Below are 23,019 nucleotides of genomic sequence, written 5' to 3'. Positions count from 1 at the left end.
TGTGTATGTCTTCTTCCGACTTCCATTTCTCGACTTCCATTTCTCTTGTACTTAGTTATTTACGAGAGGCAGAAGTGGCAATCGACCGCATGGGGAGTCGGGCTATTAAGAACTTCCTAACTTTTTGGCGGTTGCTAGATAATATCAGAAGTTAGGCAAAGGTAACGATAAATTAACGGTGGCGATTGTGCCAGCATGAAAAATGCAATTGGGTGTATCCTAGAGACAGAGTTCAAACTGTTAACTGGTCGAATCAAATGTCCTCAATTGCCAATCAACTGCGTTACGGTTTTGTCTCGATTGTTGTGGCAAGCGTATTGATGGCGGGAAGTACGTTAGCTTACCTCAGTTTTCGGGGACAAATAGAACAGACAAAACAGCTTCAGCACGAGCGATCGCAAGCTGCTGCCTCCCAAATTAGCGCTTATCTGGATAACTTGCAGCGCCAACTCAATTACTTGTCAGAATTGCGCGGCTTAACAGAATTTAATAGTGAAACTCAGCGCAGCATTCTGGAAGGATTAATCAACAGCAACAGCGCCTATGAAGTGGTGGGAATTTTTAACAGTAAAGGTGAAATTGTACAGGCGATTTCGCCTTACGAACCCTTCTCTACCTCTACCTTGAGTTTAGCAGGTATTTCGGGAGATGCACCTATATTTTGGGAGACATTGCGACAGGATAAAAATTATGTTAGTGCAGTAGATGTCGATCTGAAGACAGCGGTTAATGTTGTTAACTTAGCCGTGCCTATTCGCGACAGTAAAAATCAAGTTGCTGGAGTATTATTTGCCAGAGTTAGTCTCAATTTTTTAATTCAAATTGTAGCAAGATCGCAAATTGGCCAAACTGGATACAGCTACGTTCTCGACCACCGCTCGGTGCTGATTTCGGAAACAGGAAACAAGATTAATCCGTATTTACTGCAAGATTTGAAAGGGCGATCGTTTGTGGGAGAGTTATCCAAATTAGCTTTAGCTTCGGGGATTCAATCTGGGCTGGTTTATCGAGGCTGGCGCGGGGAAGAAGTCATGGGGACGGGTGCGATCGTCCGCAGGGTGCAGTGGATGGTGGTTGTAGAGCTACCTACAGCCGAAGCTTACGCTCCCGTGCGATCGCTCATCTACGTCATGGGTGCAGTTACCCTCGCCAGCGCCCTCGCCGCCGTGGGCTTGGGAGTTGCTTTTGCTCGATCGATTACAGATCCTTTGAAATCCCTAACATCCGCAGCTACTAAAATGAGTAGCGGAATGTTTGAAACTCGGGTAAATATTGCCGCATCTAACGAACTAGGAAAATTAGCTAATGCTTTCAACAGCATGGCCGGTCAATTGGAAGTATCTTTCACAAAATTAGAGCATCAAAATGCCCAATTGCAGCGACTTGACAAACTCAAAGACGAATTTTTAGCCAACACTTCTCACGAACTCCGCACCCCGCTTAACGGCATTATCGGTTTAACAGAATCTTTGATCGACGGTGCTACAGGAAAATTGCCAGAACCGACTATTTCCAATCTAGAAATTATTGCATCTAGCGGCCGAAGACTGTCCAATCTCATCAACGACATTCTCGATTTCTCCAAGCTGAGATACAAAAACATTGAACTGCAAATCCAGCCCGTCGGCATCCGAGAAATTGTCGATATCGTGGTGACTCTTTCTCAACCTCTAATTGGCACCAAAAACTTGCAGTTGATTAATTCAGTCACTTCCGACATTCCCCTGGTGGATGCCGATGAAAATCGGCTGCAACAAATCCTTTATAACTTAATCGGAAATGCGATTAAATTCACCGAAAATGGTACTGTTGAAATTTCCGCCAATGCTATTAGCTTGGAATCACCGCCGTTGGGACACCAAGAAAGTTCTGTAACGGACCAGCTTCAATCTTTACTTGTCAGGTCAAAACTGCAAATTACGGTATCCGATACCGGGATTGGCATTGCTGAAGATAAAATAGAACTAATTTTTGAATCTTTTGAACAAGCCGACGGCTCCACTGCTAGAGAATACGGAGGAACCGGTTTAGGTTTGGCAGTTACAAAGCAGTTAGTCGAGCTGCACGGGGGCGAAATTCAGGTATCTTCAGAACTCGGTATTGGTTCGCAGTTTACCTTTAGTTTGCCAATTTCTCAAAATCAGTATGTCGATGACAAGCCGTTGCCAGCAACGGCTCGACAGTCTTTAGTTTTAAGAACCGATGAGCGCAATTTGATAACTAATAAAACTGCTACACCAAGTTTTAATGATAACAGTGCGAGCGCCGCTCAAAAATGCTCAGAAAACAATCAGGTGAAAATCTTAGTTGTAGATGACGAACCTGTAAATATTCAGGTATTAACTAACAATTTGCTTCTCGAAAATTATGCGATCGCCGAAGCTAGCAGCGGTAGAGAAGCTTTAGCTCTTCTAGACAGAGGCTACAAGCCCGATCTGATCTTGCTAGATATCATGATGCCACGGATGACTGGTTACGAAGTTTGCGATAAAGTCCGGGAGAAATTCACGGCTAGCGAATTGCCAATCGTGATGCTAACTGCCAAAAATCAAGTATCTGACTTAGTGCAAGGTTTCAATGCAGGAGCCAATGATTTTTTAACTAAACCGTTTCTTAAAAATGAATTGCTAGCCAGAATCAAAACTCACATCCGTCTGACAAAAATTAATGCAGCTTACGGTAGATTTGTCCCCCACGACTTTCTGCGATTTTTGGGACACGAAAGTATTGTTGATGTCCAACTAGGCGATCAAATTCAGAAAGAAATGACTGTTTTATTTTCTGACATTCGCTCCTTTACGACTATCTCCGAAGCGATGAGTCCCCAAGAAAACTTTAATTTTATCAACAGCTACCTCAGCCGAGTCAGTCCGGTAATTCGCGCTCACCAAGGTTTCATCGATAAATATATTGGCGATGCGATTATGGCACTATTTCCTGAGTCGGCAGATGATGCTGTTCGCGCGGCGGTGGAAATGCAAAAACAAGTTATTCTTTACAACCAGCACCGACAACTAAGCAATTACGCACCGATTACGATCGGCATCGGTTTGCACGCGGGCACTTTAATGTTGGGTACGATTGGCGAGGAAGAACGGATGGAAAGTACAGTGATTGCTGATGCGGTGAATCTCGCGTCTCGTTTGGAAGGATTGACTAAGGTTTACGGCTCGGGAATTCTCGTTACTGAATCTATTTTAGACGGTTTGCGCGATCGAGAACAATATCTCTGCCGATTTGTCGATCGAGTCACAGTCAAAGGGAAAAAATCTGCCGTGTCGGTGTTTGAAATTTTTGATGCAGAAACCGAACAAAGCATTAAACTCAAACAGGAAACTGCTGCTGCATTTCAAAAAGGTCTCGAAGTTTATTTCGCGCAAAAATTTACTAAAGCGCAAAAAATATTCAAGAAGATTTGCGAAAGAAATCCTCAAGATAAGTTAGCAGCAATCTACTGCCAGCGCTCTCTGAAGAATCGAATGTATGGAGTGTCAGAAGGATGGTCTGGGATAGAATTTTTGGATCGAAAGTAGTAAAAGTAGCATCAAGCTGACGGCCGAATTTTTTACGTATTTAACCTGTTTTTTGGAGCTGGTCTCAGTCATAATATATTCAGACCGAAGCCTGAGAGCCCAAAATCGGGAGTTTTCCTGAAAGTACGCTGTAGAGTTCGCTGCTTTTGACTTCAAACTCAAATATAATGCAATACAGTTCAGTTAAGACTCTTTATGGTTGGAGATCCTTGCAGCATACCCCCCTACTCGACCCCTACTCCCCGCATCGTTGCGGGAGTAGGGGTTGACTTTAAGAGCTTTCTTGTTCCCCCCTTGATTCGGGGAGTAGGGGTCGAGTAGGGGGCAAGCGAGGGGGGATCGGTCTTAAGTGAACCCTATTGAAATATAATGCGGAAAGCTATGCAAAAAAAAAACCTGGTTTCTCTAAAAAATCTCATGGGTTTGACAGCGATTGAGGAAACAACCTAGAATTAGGGTGTTCTTGTGTAAGTTTTGTTCAAGTACAAAAAGGTTTACAATACTTAACAGCGGTGTAGCTTCGATCCGAGTATCAACTGTGTCTTTTAATCTAAATTATAGCAACCGCCACATCTGGCGCGGACATAAATAACCTCATCAATAGCTCCCTGAAACCGCTAGCATAAACGGTTTGATTAGGGTACTATGTAACTGTCAACTGTCAACTGTCAACTGTCAACTGCTATAATGTTATGTCAAGTTTTTCTCTCAAGCGCTTAGCTGCAAAACTTTCACCAAAAGCGACGCTGCAAACTGTACTCATAGTTCCGTTTGTCTTGCAAGTATTTGCAGCGGTGGGAATTGTGGGATATTTATCATTTAAGAACTCTCAACGAGCAGTGAATGACCTTGCAGATCAGTTGATGGGGGAGGTGAGCAATCGCATTGAGCAAAATTTGAGAACTTATCTGGAAACTGGGCACAAAATCAATCAAAGCAAGCTGGACGCAGTAAAACTGGGTTTTGTGAACATGAAAGACTTGTCAGCTTGGGAAAAGTATCTGTGGCGGCAAGTGCAATTATATCCTTATATCAATTTTACGTCGATCGCCAATCGCAATGGAGAATACCGCACTGGCGAAAAGATGTCGGATGGGACTTTATTGATTAACGCCTCGGGCCCGTCTACCAAATTTAATTTTTATTCTTACAATACTAATGATACGGGCGATCGCGCCAAACTAGCAGCCACCGTCAAAAACTTCGACATCCGACAGCACCCTTCCTACACAGATGCGGCTCGATCGGCAAAACCTACGTGGAGTTCAGTGTATGTATCCTTGCTAGAACCCACATTGCTCCTGGGCGCCCTGCAACCAGTTTACAACACCCCCAAACAGCTAGAAGGAGTATTAATTGCTGCTTTGCGTCTCGACAGTATCGGTCAATTTTTAAACAGCCTCAAAATAGGCAAATCCGGTCAAACTTTTATTATCGAAAGAAACGGCACGCTGCTGGCAACTTCCACACCCGAAAAACCTTTCCGCACCAAAAACGGCAAAAAAGAACTGTTTAAATTTACCGAAAGCAGCGATGCAGTAACGCAAACTACAGCTAAATATTTAGCAAGTCACTTTCAAAACTTGCGCCAAATTACCAAAGCGCAGCAAATCAATTTTGAAATAAACGGCAAGCAGCATTTTTTAAAAGTGCTGCCATTCCAAGACGGCAAAGGTTTAGATTGGCTGATTGTCGTCGTCGTTCCCGAAGCCGACTTTATGGAACAAATCCAAGCCGGCAACAGAACTACAGTGCTGCTATGTCTGGCAGCTTTGGGCATAGCAACTGTGCTAGGAATTCTCACTTCTCGCTGGATTACCAAACCAATTTTAAAATTAAAAGATTCAGCAATAGCTTTGTCTGAAGGACAATTTGACAGAACTGTCAAGCTCGATCGCTCCGACGAGTTGGGCGTACTTGCTGCTGCTTTTAACAGCATGGCAGCACAACTGCAAGCATCTTTTACTGCCTTAGAAAGTAAAAATACCGAATTGCAGCGACTCGACAAACTCAAAGACGACTTCTTAGCCAATACTTCCCACGAACTCCGCACTCCCCTCAACGGCATTATTGGGATTGCAGAATCTTTGATAGACGGTGCTACCGGACAACTGCCAGAACCAACAAATTTTAACTTAGCTTTGATTTCATCGTCGGGAAAAAGATTGTCTTCTTTAATTAACGATATTCTGGACTTTTCTCAGCTCAAGAACAAAACTATAGAACTGCAAATTAAGTCCGTCGCTCTCCGAGAAAGAGTCTTTGTGATTCTCACCTTGTCTCAGCCATTAGTAGGCACAAAAAACTTGCAATTGATTAACTCAGTCGCTCCCGAATTGCCGCCAATAGCAGCCGACGAGAATCGCTTGGAGCAAATACTTTACAACTTAATCGGCAATGCGATTAAATTTACCCCGAGCGGCACCGTTGAAATTTCAGCAAAATTGGTAACAAACAACGAGCAATCAGCGCCTAATTCCCAATTAGCCATTACTGTATCCGACACTGGGATTGGCATCCCCGAAGATAAATTAGAGCGAATTTTTGAATCCTTTGAACAAGCTGACGGTTCCACTGCTAGAGAATATGGCGGCACGGGTTTAGGGTTAGCTGTTGCCAAGCAATTAGTGGAATTGCACGGAGGTAAAATTTCGGTATCTTCAACTGTAGGCGTCGGTTCCCAATTCACCTTTACTTTGCCCGTATCTGAGAGTCAGCCGGAATTTAGCAGCATACAGCCGCGTTTAACCGAGGGAACTCGCATTTTAATGAGTCCTGAATTCGCCCCCCAATCATCTCTAATAAATTCTACTCTCTCAGCCCAGAGCGAGTTGCTAGAAAGTGAAAAACTAAAAGTTTTGGTAGTCGATGATGAACCCATTAATATTCAGGTCATCATCAACTGTCTGGCTCTAGAAAACTATGCGATAGCTCAAGCGCTCGACGGCAGAGAAGCTTTAAATCTAATTGAATCAGGATTTAAGCCCGACTTAATTTTACTCGATGTAATGATGCCGCAGATGACTGGTTATGAAGTGTGTCGAGAAGTCCGCAAAAAATACTCGCCTTTAGAAGTGCCAATTTTGATGCTGACAGCTAAAAATCAAACTACTGACTTGGTAGAAGCTTTTAACTTAGAAGCGAATGATTATATAACTAAACCTTTTATCAAAAAGGAATTGTTGGCGAGAATTAACACGCAAATTCGCCTAGCCAAACTGAATTCAGCCTACGGCAGGTTTGTGCCGCACGATTTTTTAAATTTGCTTGAAAAACCGAGTATTGTTGAAGTAAAATTAGGCGACAATCAGGAAAAGGATATGACTGTGCTGTTTGCGGATATTCGCTCTTTTACGGTGCTTTCAGAACAGATGACACCTGCGGAAAATTTTGCATTTATTAATAGTTACTTGGGCAGGGTTAGCCCTGCAATTAGGAAAAATAGCGGGTTTATTGACAAATATATTGGCGATGCAGTCATGGCTTTGTTTCCTACGTCTCCATCAGATGGTGTGCGAGCTGCAATTGATATGCAAAAAGAATTGAATATCTACAACGAGGAGCGCGAAAAAAACGGCTTGTTTCCGATCGCGATCGGCATTGGTTTGCACGCGGGCCATTTGATGTTGGGTACAATTGGCGAGCGAGAACGGATGGAAAGTACCGTGATTGCTGATGCGGTCAATCTCGCGTCTCGTTTGGAAGGATTGACGAAGGTTTACGGCGCGGGAATTTTAGTTAGCGGTGAAATTATCGATCGCCTGGACGATTCAGAAACATATCACTACAGATTTGTCGATCGAGTAACGGTGAAAGGAAAGACAACTGCTGTGTCGGTGTTTGAAGTTTACGATACAGAAACAGAGAAGAGCATTGTCCTCAAGCAGCAAACTGCGGAGGTTTTTCAAGAAGCTCTCAATTTATACTACCAGAAAAAATTTGTGGCCGCCCAAAAAATATTTGAGAATATTTTAGAAATCAATCCTGACGATCTGGTAGCAATGCTATATTTCAAACGCTCTCGCAAGTATCGAATGTATGGGGTGCCGGAGGGGTGGTCTGGGGTGGAAGATTGGACGGAAAAATAGGGCGCTTTCCGAAGGAAGAAGGAAGAAGGAAGAGGGAAGTCGGAAGAAGTCATTAGTCATCAGTCCTGCCGTCATCAGTCATCAGTCATCAGTCCTGCCGTCATTAGTCATCGGTCATCAGTCCTGCCGTCATTAGTCATTAATCATCAGTCATCGGTCATCAGTCATCAGGAAGAAGGAAGAAGGAAGACCGCAGGGGTTTGTGTAATTTAAAACTTTCTCAGCGTCGGGCGCGGTTGCTACAAAAAATAGGGCGCGCACTGCACGCCCTACTCTGTTTAAAATATGGTTGTACAAACTTTAAAATATAGTTGTACAAACGCCGAGTTTATTCCAAGTTTTCGCGCCGACAATGCCATCAGCAGCGAGTTTTTGTTGTTTTTGAAAGTTGATGACTGCTTGTTGGGTTTTGGCGCCGAACGAGCCATCGGTAGTTACGGAAAATCCGCTGGTGTTCAAGAGTCGTTGGAGGTAGCGGACATCCTCATTTTGCGTGACGGCATCGTTGCGTTGGAGTAGGGGAAAATAACGGCAGGAAGGTAATTCGATGCGAGTTGCGTTTGTGGTTTGCATGGTTTGATTTATCCTTAGTTGTTTGCAAGTTTTGAGCGACAGAGAAGTGCGGGAAAATGTTGGCGGTGATTTAACAAGGAGGTTCGATAACGCAAGCGCCTAATTTATTCCAAGTTTGCTGGCCGACAATGCCATCAACAGTAATCTTATTTTTCGTTTGAAAGTTGATGACTGCTTGTTCGGTTTTCGCGCCGAAGAATCCATCAGTTGCTACGGGATATCCTTTTTTAACTAAGGATTGTTGGAGATAGCGCACGTCTTTATTGGAAGTGCTGCTATTATTGCGTTGCAGTGTGGGCAAGGAAGAGCACATAGGTAATTGAGCTTTGGTTTCGTTTGTGGTTTGCATGGTTTTATTGGGGATTAGTGGTTTGCAAGTTGTTTGAACTTGCTATTCCCCAGTTGTAGCTGTGGGGGAAAGTGCTTTAACAGTCACTTTTTCTAGTGACGCTTATCTGAGGTAGCTCAGATGAGTGACAGAAGAAAGGAAGTTCGGCAACGGATTTTTTAACGGATTTAACGGATTTAACGTAGGGTTGAGGGTTGAGGGTTGAGGGTTGAGGAGGGACTTAATTAGATATTCCTGGAGGCAAAAGCTAATTATGTAAAGTCCCAGGAAATAATTGTGCAGCACAGATTCTTAGCATGAGCTACAATGCTTTCTATCGGGGAACTTGCCGCATTTGACTCGGTGAAGCGCGATCGCGCATCACCGAGCCGGGCTAGCTAATTTCGGTCCTATTAGCGATCGACAATTAGCTTTAACTAATTACTAATTGCGCTCAAATGAAAGAATCGGCCGATTTGTGCTCTTCTCTGTGAGAACTGAGGCGATTTACTATGTTATTGAAAAGTATCAGCAGATCGATCGCAAAATTGTACAGCAGCGTGCCCCTCCGTTTGGCGCTGACAGTGCCATTTGTCTTGCAAACTGTCGCCGCAGTGAGCCTAGTAGGATATTTGTCTTTCCTCAACGGACAAAAAGCTGTTCAAGAACTGGTCAATAGCTTGCAGGGCGAAATTAGCGATCGCATCCAAGAGCACCTCACAGATTACTTAGAAAAACCTCACACTATCGCCCGACTCAACGCAGGTGCAGCTCAACTCGGCAAGCTGAATCCAGCAGATTTGCCAGCAACACAGCGCTACTTTTGGCAGCAGATGCAAGTATTTTACTCGGTGCGAGAAATCTATTTAGGCAGTAAGGAAGGTGAATTTATCGGAGTTAGGCGAGAAGAATCAGGACAATTTGTTGCCAGAATCACAGAAAACTTTCCTCGGCGTTCTTACTATGCTTTAGATGCACAGGGCAATCCGACTAATTTATTGAGTTTTGAACCGAATTACGACTCGCGAACTCGCCCCTGGTACATCGGTGCAACGGCAGCAAACAAATTAGTGTGGACAGAAATTTATACATTTTTTCAGGGCGATTTGGGAATCACAGCGGCTCAGCCTTTCTATGACGAGCGAGGTGAGTTTGTTGGAGTAATGGCAGTCGATATTATTCTGAGCCAGATTGGGGACTTTCTCGGAAAGATGAAAATTAGCCGATCGGGTCAAACTTTCATTATGGAGCGATCGGGCGCTTTAGTGGGCAGTTCGACACAGGAAAAACCCTACACCGTCGGTCCAGACGGCAAAGCTCTACGATTGCTGGCAATTGACAGCAAAAATCCTTTAACTAACGCCGCAGCTAAACACATCATTAGTAATTTCAATTTAAGCTTTGTCGAACCGCCCCAAAAACTAGAATTTCAACTAAAAAATCAGCGGCATTTTGTGCAGATATTGCCGTACAAAGACCCGAGCGGAATCGATTGGTTAGTAGTGATAGTGATTCCAGAAAACGATTTTATGGCAGAAATTCAGGCCAACACTGCTAGCACTCTTTTACTGTGCATCGCCGCGCTAATTCTAGCAATAATTATTGGCGGTTTTACGGCTCGCTCGATCGCGCGGCCAATTCTGGGGTTAAACGCAGCAGCCAAAAATATCGCCCGAGGAGAATGGGATCGGACGCTAGAGTTCGATCGCGCCGACGAAGTAGGCGAGCTCGCCAAATCCTTCACCAGCATGGTATCTCAACTGCAAACATCCTTCGCCGCCCTCGAAAATAAGAATCAAGAATTGCAGCAACTCGACAAACTCAAAGACGAATTCTTAGCCAACACCTCCCACGAATTCCGAACTCCCCTCAACGGGATGATTGGGATTGCCGAATCAATGATTGACGGCGCCACCGGAACTTTATCGGAAATTCAGCAGCAAAATCTCTCAATGATTGCCAGCAGCGGCAGGCGGCTCAACGAACTTGTTGATAATATTCTCGACTTCGCTCAACTAAAAAATCACAAACTAGAATTGCACCTTCGCAGCGTAGAAATCAAGTCGATTGTCGAAGTTGTTCTCACAGTCAGCAAATCTTTAACCGGCACAAAAAACTTGCAGTTAATCAACAATATTCCGGCGGATTTGCCCTTAATTTGGGCCGACGAAAACCGCCTGCAACAAATCCTCTACAACTTAATTGGCAATGCGATTAAATTCACCGAATCCGGGACTGTTGAAATATCAGCAAAAATTGTAGCCGCCGACGGCGAAACATCCCGGACAGTGCCCGAATCAAATCCTGGGCCGTCAAGCCCGGATTTTCTGATAGCTGTCACCGTCTCCGATACCGGAATAGGAATTTCGGCCGCGAATCTCGATCGCATTTTTGAGCCCTTTGAACAAGGCGACGGTTCCACAGTCAGGCAATACGGAGGAACAGGTTTAGGTTTAACACTATGCAAACAATTTGTCGAACTCCACGGCGGTAAAATATACGCAGCATCCCAAGTCGGCATCGGTTCCTGCTTCACCTTTACCCTGCCTTTTTCTACCGAAATAATTCATCCTAGCGCACCGGCAATAAATCCGCATCCCGCCACACAAACTAACGGTTCCGAATCCAAAAATAACAGAAATTCAAGTTATTTATGCTGCGATTTAAATTTTTATAAACCCGCTCATAATCCTGCGTATCTAGCCACCGCGCTATTAGAAGCAGAAAAATTTAAAATCCTGATAGTTGACGACGATCCGATTAACCTGCAAGTTTTAAACAATCACCTTTCTCTGCAAAATTACAGCGTCATTCTGGCACTAAACGGCGAACAAGCCCTATCAGTCCTCGACAGCGGACAGCATTTTGACTTAATTATTCTTGACATCATGATGCCCAGAATGTCTGGTTATGAAGTCTGCGCCAAAGTCAGGGAAAAATATCCCTCCCACGAGTTGCCAGTAGTCATGTTGACGGCTCAAAATCAAGTATCAGACTTAATCATAGGATTTCAATTCGGGGCCAACGACTATCTAACCAAACCCTTCTCGAAAGACGAACTTTTAACCAGAATTAAGTCTCACATCAACTTATCGCAAACTAACAGCGCCTACGGGCGATTTTTCCCAGATGCTTTCTTAGATTTTCTGAAAAAAGAGAGCATTGTGGATATTCAATTAGGCAATCATGTCACCAAACAAATGGCAGTTATGTTTAGCGATATTCGCTCTTTTACTGCCCTTTCCGAAACCATGACTCCCCAAGAAAATTTTGATTTTGTTAACGCCTACCTGCGAGAAGTTAGTCCAAAAATTAGAGAGCATCACGGCTTTATTGTCAAGTATTTAGGAGATGGGATGATGGCTGTTTTTCCCAACGGTGCTGACGATGCACTCAAAGGTGGAATCGCTAAACTGCAACAAGTTCACGAATATAATGCCGATCGCGAAAACAGCGGATATCAACCGATTCAAGTAGGTATAGGAGTGCATTTTGGTCAGATGATGGTGGGAATAGTTGGGGAAGCCCAGAGAATGCAGGGAGATGCTTTCTCCGATCATGTCAACTTAGCCTCTCGTTTGGAAAGTCTCACTAAGTTATATGGAGTATCTTTAATAATTTCTGAGAAAGTTTTGGATAATTTGAGTCATCCCGAACAATATCAAATCCGTTTTTTAGACAGAGTAATTGTCAAAGGCAAACAGCAGCCAATTTCCATCTATGAAGTCCTCGACGGAGAAACAGAGTTAGTCAGGGAAATGAAGTTACGAACTCAGCAGGATTTTGAACGGGGTTTAGAACATTATCGCCGTCACGAATTTAAGGCAGCTAAAACCTGTTTTTATCAAGTTTTAGCTGTTAATACCGACGACAAAACGGCTGCACTGTATGTAGAGCGACTCAACTATTTGATAGAAAAGGGCGTCCCGGAAAATTGGTCTGGGGTTTGGACTTTAACTCAGAAGTGATTTCGTAGTATCGATAGATAGTAGATTTGCGGCTTTCAAACAACTTGAGAATTGAGTCAACGACAATTTCTGTAACGATGGGGTTAAAGTCGGTAATAAAGTCATCGGCGTCTAGATTTTCTCTAAAAAGTTCCTTAGCTCGATCGCACTGATAGCGCATTTCCTCAAAACCAACAAGTTTCACCATAAACGTTGCTAGCGGCGAGTTTTCCAAATCGGTATTAGAACTGCTTTTAGCCCGCCCATTTTCTAATAAATTGAATACTTCTGCTTCTAAACCACTTTTAGGTTGGTAAGGTTTCTCTATTTCTGGGAAAAAGCTTTCCAGGCGCACGCCGACCGCAGTTCGATCCGGAAGTTCTCCCATCATCATCGCCAGAGAAACATCGATTCCAAAACCCGAAGAAAGAGCTTCCAGCAGGGCGATAGCAGCCAGTTTGCAGCCCAAATAAAGCTTGGCAATTTCGAGATTGTATTTAGCGGTAGTTTCCCAGCGCTGATAAGTGCGATCGTCTGGATATCCCTCAAACTGCCGGAAAATCACCTCTGGCTTGAGATTGTTCAGAAAACCTTCCATCTTCAGCAAAGCAACTCGGTAGTCGCGAACCGTGTAAAAACCGCAGCAGGTGAGATTGTGATTGGTTTCCGGCAGTAAATTCCAGGTATTTGCCAAAAAATGGGCTGAACTCTGGTGAGCAAAACTGATCACATCCCGGTTAGAAATTCCCACAGCTTTTTTCACCGTTTCCCGCATTTGCTCGCCAGTCAAACTGAGGTTAAACAGGCTATTTATTGCTTGCAAGCGGTCGTAAAGGCGCTGGCTTACCGTGACTCCCCCCTCGGCGGAGCGAAACGGAATTGTTGCTTCTATGCAGGCTGCAATTTGAAGCAATTGCTCGCGTTTGAGAAATGGTTCTAGAGCTTTTGCTGCCACCACAGCGCTGAGAAATTCGTTTTGTCCCGAGAAGGGATTGAGCACTTCCCCGGGTACAAAACCGAATACCAGCATTACCATATCGAAGGTAGCATCCGCTGACAGTTCAGATCGATCGCGAATCTGTAGCTGTTTGTTCACCTCTTTTGTAAGAGGAGTGATGTAGTAGCTGACGTTAAAGTTAATGCTGCGATCGACTTGCACGTAGACGATATCGTGAAATAAAGCGGCCATTACCTCGATCGCATCTTCATTTCCCCCCACCTCAAAAATATGTTCGGGGGTGTGAAAAAACCGCCAGGGCCCGATCGTCGGCTGAACTATGAGTTCGGCAATCCGAGCGAGTTCACTTGGTTCGACTTCTGCTTCCAGGCGAGCGATCGCCCAAATCAGCCTTTCTAAGCACTGTAAGTATGCTTCTTTGCTATCCATCACAGTCTTTTCCAATAACATTACACTCACGTCAGCCATCCTCTTGTTAGTTTGATTTTTTCGTAAATGCGCCCCGTTTATTTTGAGTTTTTAGTTTTTTGTTGAAGACTTTAGCCGGAATTTAGGAGGCAAATACTTACTTAAAATCAACTTAATTTCCGGTTGCTGACCTCCCCTGTTTCCCCAATCTAATTAGCACAAAGTATGACAAGTAAACTACATAAATTGCTAAACCTGTCAGACCCAACAATCCCAAAAATTGAGGGTTTGCCTTAGCGTGAAACATCTCTTTATAGAGCCAAGCCGGGTCTAACCAAACGCGGCAAAAAGGTTCGTCAATTACTTGAACTTGAGATTTAAAGGCACAGGTTAAGAAGGGAATTTGAGCTAGAGCGCCCAAACCGCTGTAAACAGTAATTGCCCACCGCCAAGCTGTAAAGGCCAGTTTCAAAGGCGACTGGGGTCGATCGGCAATTTCTTCGTTTAAATCCTCCCAAAACCACAGACAAGCAGGAATCAATGCCCTCGCCATCACCGACGACACAAAGCTCACAGGCAGTGCAGCGATCGTCAGGTAAAGTGTAATTGCCAGCAAACTCGCCACCCGCCAATAAATCGTCAACAAACGGGCGATCGCGTCAGATGAAGCAAAAACAGCCCAAATCAGCACTACCAGCGGGATCGAAACGGTTAATAACACAGACAACCGATAATCCATCCACACAAGCGGTTGAAACCAAGGCCCCGTGGCTGCCAATAAAAGACTCAACATCTTTGGGAAAATATACTCACTTATTTGTGACAAATTTTACTATAAAAACGCTCAAAAAGCAGGGATAAGATCGGACGTAAGGTTGAAACCGCTTCTTTCCAAACTTTCGTCCGCGACTCGACTTCGCTCGCCGAACACGGACGGCGACTGAAGAAGAAGATCGCGTAATTTTAAGCGTCGGTTCTTCAACCCGCTCCCGTCGCGTGAGTATCTGACTTTCTGGCGGTTTCAACCGCCCGGTCTTCTTGCCAAGGTAATTGATAAACCTATGAAAGAATCCCGCACCAAAAGCTAGATTTCGGCGCGGGAGGGAAGGCAAAAAGCTAAATTGCTCGTTTATTCGTCGTAGATGCGGCACTCAGCAGCATCAGGATTGTCGTCGCAATATTTTTCAAAGGAATTCTTTGGTTTGACTTGCTTTTGATGGGAAGCTTCAGCTTGCAGCTCTTCAACTGCGTCCCACGCTGCGGCACATTCCCCGGAAGTGGCGCCCTTCAAGTCACAGACGGTACGAGCGCTTTCTAGTTCTTCTTCAATTTTTTCTTCGATGTTGCTTGCGGGTGTTGTTGTCATAAACTTGTTGGTATGAAAGGTTTTCTTTGTGGATGTTAGCTGGTGTTGGACTTGCAGTTTCAGTCTGGCAACCCCAGCTAATACTAGCTGGAGAGGCGCTGCTGTTGCAGCCCAGGTAGAAGCCATCCATAATTGCGATCGCAGCAGCCGTCTTTACTTCCTGCTTTACGAAGAAGCCCGTCGGCGGGTTCTAGTCCACAGGCATCAATGCAGGTCGAGCCGATCTTACTTTTGATGAAAACATTACACGAAGTTGGCGTGTCAAACTGTATTAAGCTTTATCTTTTAAGATTTAGCTGAAAACGCCATTTAACACTCAACATATCTCTGGGACACTCATGTTAACTTATGTTAACACAAGAACGGCGCTCGAGGGAAAGTCGATCGACCAACAATAGCGTTGGGCCAGCGGCCAGTTCCGGGAGGGCCTAATGTATAGAGATAGTTTTATAGAGAAGTTCGCCTTATGTACACCGAAAACCAAATGCAATGGGTCAGCGCCTTATCAACCCGTCCGTCTTTGGAATCAGCCCTGAAAGAAGTTGTAGAACAAGCCGATCGCGACTTAGAAGGCCCGGCCGATTTAGCGCTGATCTTTATCTCATCTGCCTTTGCCAGCGAGTATTCTCGGCTGATGCCTTTACTGCGAGAACTGCTGCCCGTGCCGGCGATTCTGGGCTGCGGCGGGGGAGGAGTCATCGGCACGAACCGGGGCGGCCTCACCGAAGAAGTCGAGGGAGCTCCGGCAGTCAGCCTGAGTCTGGCCTGCTTGCCGGGGGTGAACGTCAGAACTTTTCACGTCGGTGCAGAAGAATTGCCGGACTTAGACAGTCCCCCGGATACTTGGGTGGATCTCTTGGGCGTGCCGGCTCAGGAAGAACCGCAGTTTATCATCTTGGCAGACCCATTTTCCGCAAAAATTAACGATTTGCTGCAAGGGCTAGATTATGCCTATCCGGGTGCGCCGAAGGTAGGAGGGCTGGCCGGCGGGGACGGTGCGGGCAGGGGCGCGGCGCTGTTTTGCGACTATCAGCTTTACCGAGAAGGGACGGTTGGGGTAGCTTTGAGCGGCAATATAGTTCTGGAAACGATCGTCGCGCAAGGCTGTCGCCCGATCGGGCATCCTTATCGGGTGACGGAAGGAGAGCGCAATATTTTGCTGAAACTCGAAGAACAAACCGATGATACCGGCAGCGGGGGCATCGAGCGATCGCCCTTAGAGGCCCTGCGAGAGTTAGTTCAAACTTTGAGCGAAGCAGACCGAGAATTAGCCCAGCACTCGTTATTTGTAGGCTTAGTCAGCGATGAATTCAAGCTGAGATTAGAGCCGGGAGATTTTTTAATCCGCAATCTGTTGGGAGTAGATCCGAAAGTGGGGGCAATTGCGATCGGCGATCGAGTTCGTCCCGGACAGCGCATCCAATTTCACCTGCGGGACGCGCGCACCTCCGCAGAAGACCTAGAAATGCTGCTCGATCGGCATCAGCGGGCCGCCGAGGACAGGGGTACATCCAGCGCCGGCGCCTTGATGTTCTCTTGTCTGGGGCGCGGTGAAGGGCTTTACGGCCAGTCGAACTTTGACTCGCGACTCTTCGGCAGATATCTCAACAACATCCCCCTGAGCGGCTTTTTTTGCAACGGCGAAATCGGCCCGGTCGGCGGCAGCACATTTCTGCACGGTTACACATCCGTATTCGGGATTTGCCGCCAAAATTCCTAATTTTGTTGACAGAAGACAGATCGAATAGGTTGACTGATGACTACCCTTCGGCTTCGCTCGGGGGGCAAGATGACTGATGACTACCCTTCGGCTTCGCTCGGGGGGCAAGATGACTGATGACTGATGACTGATGACTGATGACTGATGACTGATGACTGATGACTGATGACTAATGACTGATGACTAATGACTAATGACTGATGACTGATGACTAATGACTAATGACCAAAAACTAAAAGCGGCAGTCGCCTGCCGCTTTTAGCTCTAACTAGATGTCTGGAAACCTTAGAAACTAAAGGTAGTCCGCAGGACTCCTACCCAGATATCGTCATTTTTGTTGTTGTGTTCGGGATTCAGAATCACGTAAACGCCCGGTGTCACCGAAATAAAGTCATTAACTTGGAAGCGATAGAAACCCTCTAAGTGATAAGAGGTATTGCGGTCTCTGGTGACATCGCTCTCAGTAACTTTTGGCGGTACGCCGGCGATAAAACCGAGGAGGTTTCCAGGCTTGCCAAAATCTGGCAGCGCCAAGAAAAGAGCACCATTCTGAACAGTAGCGTCATTGTCTGCGCCGCGTTCTTGGTGAGCCTTCGTGTAACCGTACCAACCGCCAAGCTGGAAGCGAGAACTGGGTTTGATGTTAAGTTGTACCCCAAAGTTATCTGATGCGGTGGATGATTGACCGAAGGGCCGGTTGGCCAAGGAACTGCCGGTACCGCCCATGATGCCAACATCGCCTCCCCGATTGTATTTGCGGGTGTAAGTTGCACCAATGTCAATAGCTCGGCCCAGAGAGAAGTTGAGCTGACCCAAAGCGCTGAAAGAACCGTCGAAAACGCCCCGGCCATTGGCTGGATTGGGAGCATCGCCGTCTGAGGCAAGATACGCTACTGTGGCTCTCACGGCGCCCAAGTTGTATTTGATAGCAGCACCTGCTCCTTCCGGGCCGCGGAACACTGCGGGGTTGTAACGTCCAAACCTGGAGAGAGCACCGTTGCCGCTAGCTTCCAAGGGAGAATTCAGCTCAGCAACGTCATCGAGTCTCAGTCCTTTCGGGCCGAAGTAGACTGTAGCGTTGCCTGCGGGGAAGCGATACCACAATTGATCGAGGGAGAATTGGCTGCCGTCTTCGCCGTCGATGGCGAGGCGAGCCATGTTCGTACCGGTGGTAGTGGCTGTACCGTAGTTGGCGACGTTTCTAGCTTGCAAGCGGGTTCTGAGCAAGTCTCGACCGGTGAAGCTGGTGTTGAAGTTCAACCGCACCCGGTAGCCGAGGTTGGTGGCAGTTTTGTCGTCGCGCAGGCCGACACCATCTCCGAAGGTATCGCTGCCGATAAAAATGGCTTCTCCTGCCAGTTTGGTTGTGGTGGAGAACTGGTTGGCTTCGAGTTCTGCGGTGCGAGCTTCCAGGCCGTCTACTCGTCCGCGCAGGGTAGCGAGTTCGGCTGCAAATTCTTCTTGCAGGCGTTGCAGGATGGCTAAGTCGTCTTTGGTGACGAAGGTACCTGTGGACGAGCTAATTAGCTTGGTTACTTGGTCTAAGCAGGCGTTGACGCCGGCTGCAAATTCGTAGCGAGTCAGGGCGCGGTTGCCGCGGTAGGTGCCGTCTGGATAGCCTGCGATACAACCGTAGCGTTCGACTAGGGATTGCAGGGCTTGGAATGCCCAATCTGTCGGCCGCACGTCGGAGAGCTGAGAGACCGATGTCACTTGGGACATGGCTCCGGACTGTTCGGCGGGCAGGGCTTGGGGTGCTGCTGGGACGATCGGGCCGCCCATTCCTCCGGGTACTGTCTGAGCAATTTCTACCTTAGTAGCTGGGGTAGTAGCTGGGGTGACAGCGGCTGCTGCTGGCACTTCCATTTTTGCAGCGGTTGCTGTCGGGCTGCTTTCCACTGCCAATTCTGAGGCTTGGGCCGACGGTTCGGCTGTGTTGGCAGCAGCTAGGGGCTCAGTCGCGGCCGCTGTTGTGGCGGGGGCGATTGGGGCTGCTGCATTGATGTCGGTCGCTGCTGTTTGCAGTGCTGCTGCGCTGGTTTCTGGTTCGATCGCTGCCAGTTTTTGGGCGTCTGCGGGGTTGGCGATCGGGGTTTCGGCCGCCGGAGCGCTGCTGTTTAAAGCCAGCTTTTCTGGGGCAGCAGGGGCTGCTGCAACTGGTTCTGCAACTGATGCTGCAATTTTTGACTCGGATGACTGAGCTGTGGCTACCTGGTTGGCTTCAGCGGTTGCTGGAGCTTCTGCTGCGATCGCAGCGGCACTGACGACTGATGATAGCCCCAGAATTGCCGGGGATACTAGAAGTAAATTCCAAAAAGTTCTGTTCATTTTCCTCACACCTTCACACTCTATTCAACTCGATCGGCAATTCCCAACTGATAATTTTTGTGGTTGCTTGCCTTTTGACAATAACTGCCAGAATAGAACCTATCCATAACTGTTGATTCACAGTAGGCGTGTCTAGTTCCTGCTTGAACCTGGAGGGCTGGCCTCTTGTACGGCCCCGGCCTCAATTGAGGTCAAGCCCACATTACACTACGGTTGATTATACCATCACTTGCTAATTTCATCTCAAAGGTCGCAAGACAAGCTTGAGTTGCTGTGGCTGCGATCGACAACTGGTTGTACGGGTTCGACCACAATCTGCCTCAAACTGACAAATACTGATAGTCCTCGCTGATGCCAGACTTAACAGACAGTTATAGGTAAGATTTTTGCTGCTTGTCGCATCCCTTATACAGCTTTCGATCCTATTATGTCAAGCTTTTTAACCTAACTTTAAACCTCGCGGCCTCTAAGGGGCTATTTTCCCGCCTGGAGTGGGGAACGGAGGGCTAAAGGCTGGTAGATGTACCCCTTAGAGGCGAAATTTCAGGCTTGACCAAATTTGGGTTTTCTGATGCACCCTGCTGTCGGGACTTGCCAGGGCGATCGTCATTTTGGAGATTGCCCCTCGCCCGGTTTAATTTGCCGCTATCTTAACACATTTTTTTTCTAGTCTGGCAGCGACAGCCGACTTAATATGTGCGAGCCCAAATTAGAGTTTTGTCCGAGAGCTGCGAAGGCGTTTAACGGCCCGTTATTTTTTGGTCGCAGCCCATGTCTCTCAAAGCACCTTTTGTATGTGATTTATCCTGCTCCCAAAGTATCCGTTGATACTCCTGCCTTCCTGAACGCATCAATCGGGTTATACCATTTTCAATTTTCGATTTTCGACTGGAAACTGGTATTAGATGGACGAAAAACTTGCGCCTATGCCCTTTACCCTGGTTGAAAAACCCGGTTTATGAGAGTAAGGAGTGTATCCATGGCTGTGCTAATTTGCTCGCAGTACAAGTAAATGCCGCAAGTTATTGGAGCGCGCTCGAACAACCTGTAGATTTGGCAATCCAGTCAACCTCGATCTGGTATGTTACATTGAGGCGCAGCATCTATATTTTTTGACACCATCTATGACTTCGATCAAAAGCAAACTGGGCTTTTTAGTAGTAGTCTTATTGATATTAGGATTGTTTTTTCGCTTCGCCAACATCGACAAAAAATTTTATTGGTACGATGAAGTATTTACTTCCCTGCGGATTTCGGGATATACGCAAACAGAAGTGCTGCATGAAATAAGCCGCGTTCAGTTAGTAGCGGCCAAAGATTTGAGCAAATATCAGCGCTCCAATTCAACAAAAAAAATGGGCGATACTATTAAAAGTTTGGCAATTGAAGAACCTCAACTGCCGCCGCTGTATTTTGTGGCAGTCAAGTATTGGGCAAAACTCTTCGGTGATTCTCCTTTCTCGACGAGAATTTTCTCAGTTTGGATGAGTTTGTTAGCATTTCCAGGCCTGTACTGGCTGTGCCGAGAATTGTTTGCAGCGCCGGAAGTGGCGTGGATAGCCGTGGGATTGCTAGCAGTTTCTCCCTTGCACGTGCTTTACGCTCAAGAAGCGCGTCCCTACAGTTTGTGGCCGGCGCTGATTTTGGTTTCTTGTGCGTCTCTGCTGCGAGCAATGCGGCTTCAAACTAAGCTGAGTTGGAGCATTTACGCAGTAGCAACTCTTCTGGGATTTTACACTCACTTGTTTAGCCTGTTAGTTGCCTTCGGACACGGAATTTATGTATTGGTACTGCAAGGTTTTAGGTTGAATCACAAAGTAGTTAATTACCTGATAGCAAATGCCATGTGTTTACTGGGAGTTCTGCCTTGGATGGTAATTTTACGGGTGAATAAAAGGGCAGTAAGTGGGGCAACAAGTTGGGCAAATGGAGACAGTAGCCTGCTATCTTTAATTAGTAATTGGAGCGGAAATATCGGTCGCGTTTTTTGGGATTTTGGGCTTACTTCTCAGGCGGTCTCAATATATTTGATGGCCTTGATAGCAGCGACTTTAATTTTATTGGCAATCGTGGGGTATGCAGTTTATTTCCTGTGTTCACAGACAAGCAAACAGGTTTGGCTGTTTGTGCTGACGTTGATGGCGGTGACAGCACTGGCAGTGGTGCTGCCGGATGTTATATTGGGAGGAATCCGATCGACTAAACCTCGCTACCTATTTCCGACTTATTTGGGGATGCAAATAGCTGTTGCTTACCTGTTAGCGACTAAAATTAGCGCGCTGGGCGTGCCTTGCGGGAAACGGCAGGTGTGGAAAGTTGTGACAGTTGTACTGCTAACGGGCTCTGTGCTGTCGAATGCTGTTAGTTCTCAAGCCGAGACTTGGTGGACTAAGGAATTGGGCCGGGATAATCCCGCAATTGTTCGCTGGATCGATCGCGCCCCAAGGCCGCTGGTTGTCAGTGATATCTCGGAAGTCAATCTGGGAAATATACTGTCAATGAGTCATTTGTTAGAACCGAACGTGATGCTGCAATTGGTGTTGCTGAACCCCCAATGCCGCCGTCAAGCTCAGTTGCTTGACACACCAACTATACCCAAAATTCCCAGCGGTTTTAGCGATGTTTTTGTTTACGGGCGAAGGCAGGAGTTTAGTGCTAAGCTGGCGAAAATGCAGAACTCGAAAATAGAGCTGCTGGAACCAGGTACAACCCAAATGCTGTGGCTGGGAAAGTTAGTAAAAGAGTGAGGAATTATGGAAGATTTTGGTATTATTATTGCCTGCTGCGACCAAGATTATCTGTTTGCTAAGGGTTGCTGTGCTAGCATTCGATATTTCCTGGGAGAGGTGCCGATTTGTCTGTTGATTGACGGTACGTTTTCTGTGAGTGCTTTAGAGAAGTCCTATGGGGTGCGAGTTATCGATCGCACAAACGTTTCCCAAGAGGTTCTCAGGAAAAGAAGTTTTGGTTGGGGCAAAACTAAAATGATTGCCTTCTGGGAAAGTCCTTGGTCAAATTTTATGGTTTTGGATGCCGATACGATCGTCTGGGGCGATGTTCTCAAGTTGGCTAATTTTCAAGAATTTGATTTTACTGTAGATAAGCCTTGTTACGAGTACCCGGATGCAGATGTTTCGGAATTTTTCTTCGATATTCCGGGCGTAGAAAAGCATTTCCCGAAGTTTCGCTGGTCGGATTCGCGATCGAACTATTTCTGCACGGGTACTTTTTTTGCTAAACGCGACGTTTTTAGCTTGGAAGAATACATAGAAATTTTAGATTTTACCGAGGCAAATCCGGGGATATTTAAGTACGGAGAAATGGGTTTTTTGAACTTTATGATTTTCCGGGCGGCCGGGGAAAATCGGCTGCGGGTGCAGAATGTGGATATGCAGTTGTTGGTGCCGGATTTTGACCAGGATTTGCTGAGAAAGCGGTTTCCGGTGGCAGAAAGCGGGCTGCTTGCGGGCGATCGCCCTGAGGCGACTGTGATTCACTGGTGCGGGCCGAAACCGACTTTATCGACATCTAAAGTTTACTCGGAACCGATGAATTTTTGCCGCCGCAAATGCCAGGAGGATGCTTGGAACCGCACGGGTTTGGCGGCCGAGATGTCGCTGCAAGTTGAGGATTTGCAGCGATCGATCTACGTGTACAAGAATAAGTTTAAGAAGAAGTTTCGGCAGTTGGCGGGTAAGTAGACAAGGAGTTGCGCGCGGGGCGAGAAATCGGGAATATCTCTAGATTTCTCGCCGCCAAATCCAGATTTT

General features: G+C 46.4%; 12 protein-coding genes. 6 read left to right on the top strand and 6 right to left on the bottom strand.

What is annotated here, in order from left to right:
* Positions 1–257: 257 nt before the first annotated feature.
* Both QUB63_RS04395 and QUB63_RS04390 read left to right on the top strand, forming a co-directional pair.
* Complete coding sequence (locus QUB63_RS04395) at positions 258–3,533, top strand: response regulator (RefSeq protein WP_332943582.1); 3,276 nt, start codon at positions 258–260, stop codon at positions 3,531–3,533.
* Positions 3,534–4,225: 692 nt separating this feature from the next.
* On the top strand, positions 4,226–7,621 hold the full coding sequence (locus QUB63_RS04390) for an ATP-binding protein (RefSeq protein WP_332943581.1): 3,396 nt from the start codon (positions 4,226–4,228) through the stop codon (positions 7,619–7,621).
* 300 nt (positions 7,622–7,921) lie between these two features.
* On the opposite strand, the gene QUB63_RS04385 is transcribed toward QUB63_RS04390, so the two are convergent.
* Both QUB63_RS04385 and QUB63_RS04380 read right to left on the bottom strand, forming a co-directional pair.
* On the bottom strand, positions 7,922–8,194 hold the full coding sequence (locus QUB63_RS04385; RefSeq protein ID WP_332943580.1) for a peptidoglycan-binding domain-containing protein: 273 nt from the start codon (positions 8,192–8,194) through the stop codon (positions 7,922–7,924).
* A 70-nt stretch (positions 8,195–8,264) separates the two neighbouring features.
* Positions 8,265–8,543 (bottom strand): peptidoglycan-binding domain-containing protein, encoded by a 279-nt coding sequence (locus QUB63_RS04380; RefSeq protein ID WP_332943579.1) that lies wholly within the window; start codon positions 8,541–8,543, stop codon positions 8,265–8,267.
* A 491-nt stretch (positions 8,544–9,034) separates the two neighbouring features.
* Between QUB63_RS04380 and QUB63_RS04375 the strand changes: the two genes are divergently transcribed.
* A complete protein-coding gene (locus tag QUB63_RS04375) occupies positions 9,035–12,490 on the top strand; it encodes a response regulator (protein WP_332943578.1) in 3,456 nt (1,151 codons plus the stop codon).
* Here the strand turns inward: QUB63_RS04375 and QUB63_RS04370 are convergent.
* From QUB63_RS04370 to QUB63_RS04360, 3 genes are all read right to left on the bottom strand, one after another.
* On the bottom strand, positions 12,423–13,856 hold the full coding sequence (locus QUB63_RS04370; RefSeq protein ID WP_332943577.1) for a hypothetical protein: 1,434 nt from the start codon (positions 13,854–13,856) through the stop codon (positions 12,423–12,425). The genes QUB63_RS04375 and QUB63_RS04370 overlap by 68 nt on opposite strands.
* A 151-nt stretch (positions 13,857–14,007) precedes the next feature.
* Positions 14,008–14,628: a DUF3177 family protein gene (locus tag QUB63_RS04365; protein ID WP_332943576.1), complete on the bottom strand. Its 621-nt coding sequence runs from the start codon at positions 14,626–14,628 to the stop codon at positions 14,008–14,010.
* 336 nt (positions 14,629–14,964) lie between these two features.
* On the bottom strand, positions 14,965–15,201 hold the full coding sequence (locus QUB63_RS04360) for a Calvin cycle protein CP12 (protein ID WP_332943741.1): 237 nt from the start codon (positions 15,199–15,201) through the stop codon (positions 14,965–14,967).
* Positions 15,202–15,667: 466 nt separating this feature from the next.
* Between QUB63_RS04360 and QUB63_RS04355 the strand changes: the two genes are divergently transcribed.
* Positions 15,668–16,921, top strand: coding sequence for an FIST signal transduction protein (locus tag QUB63_RS04355; protein ID WP_332943575.1), 1,254 nt, complete (start codon positions 15,668–15,670; stop codon positions 16,919–16,921).
* Positions 16,922–17,206: 285 nt separating this feature from the next.
* Here QUB63_RS04355 and QUB63_RS04350 read toward each other — a convergent pair whose 3' ends face one another.
* Positions 17,207–19,249: an iron uptake porin gene (locus QUB63_RS04350; RefSeq protein ID WP_332943574.1), complete on the bottom strand. Its 2,043-nt coding sequence runs from the start codon at positions 19,247–19,249 to the stop codon at positions 17,207–17,209.
* 1,124 nt (positions 19,250–20,373) lie between these two features.
* Between QUB63_RS04350 and QUB63_RS04345 the strand changes: the two genes are divergently transcribed.
* On the top strand, positions 20,374–21,996 hold the full coding sequence (locus tag QUB63_RS04345) for a glycosyltransferase family 39 protein (RefSeq protein ID WP_332943573.1): 1,623 nt from the start codon (positions 20,374–20,376) through the stop codon (positions 21,994–21,996).
* Between the two features lie 6 nt (positions 21,997–22,002).
* On the top strand, positions 22,003–22,950 hold the full coding sequence (locus tag QUB63_RS04340) for a hypothetical protein (RefSeq protein WP_332943572.1): 948 nt from the start codon (positions 22,003–22,005) through the stop codon (positions 22,948–22,950).
* Positions 22,951–23,019: the final 69 nt, after the last annotated feature.

It is taken from the genome of Microcoleus sp. ARI1-B5, assembly GCF_036705795.1.
Lineage (GTDB): Bacteria > Cyanobacteriota > Cyanobacteriia > Cyanobacteriales > Microcoleaceae > Microcoleus.
Note: the sequence above shows the minus strand (reverse complement) of the source record. Positions and strands in the feature narration are given on the sequence as shown.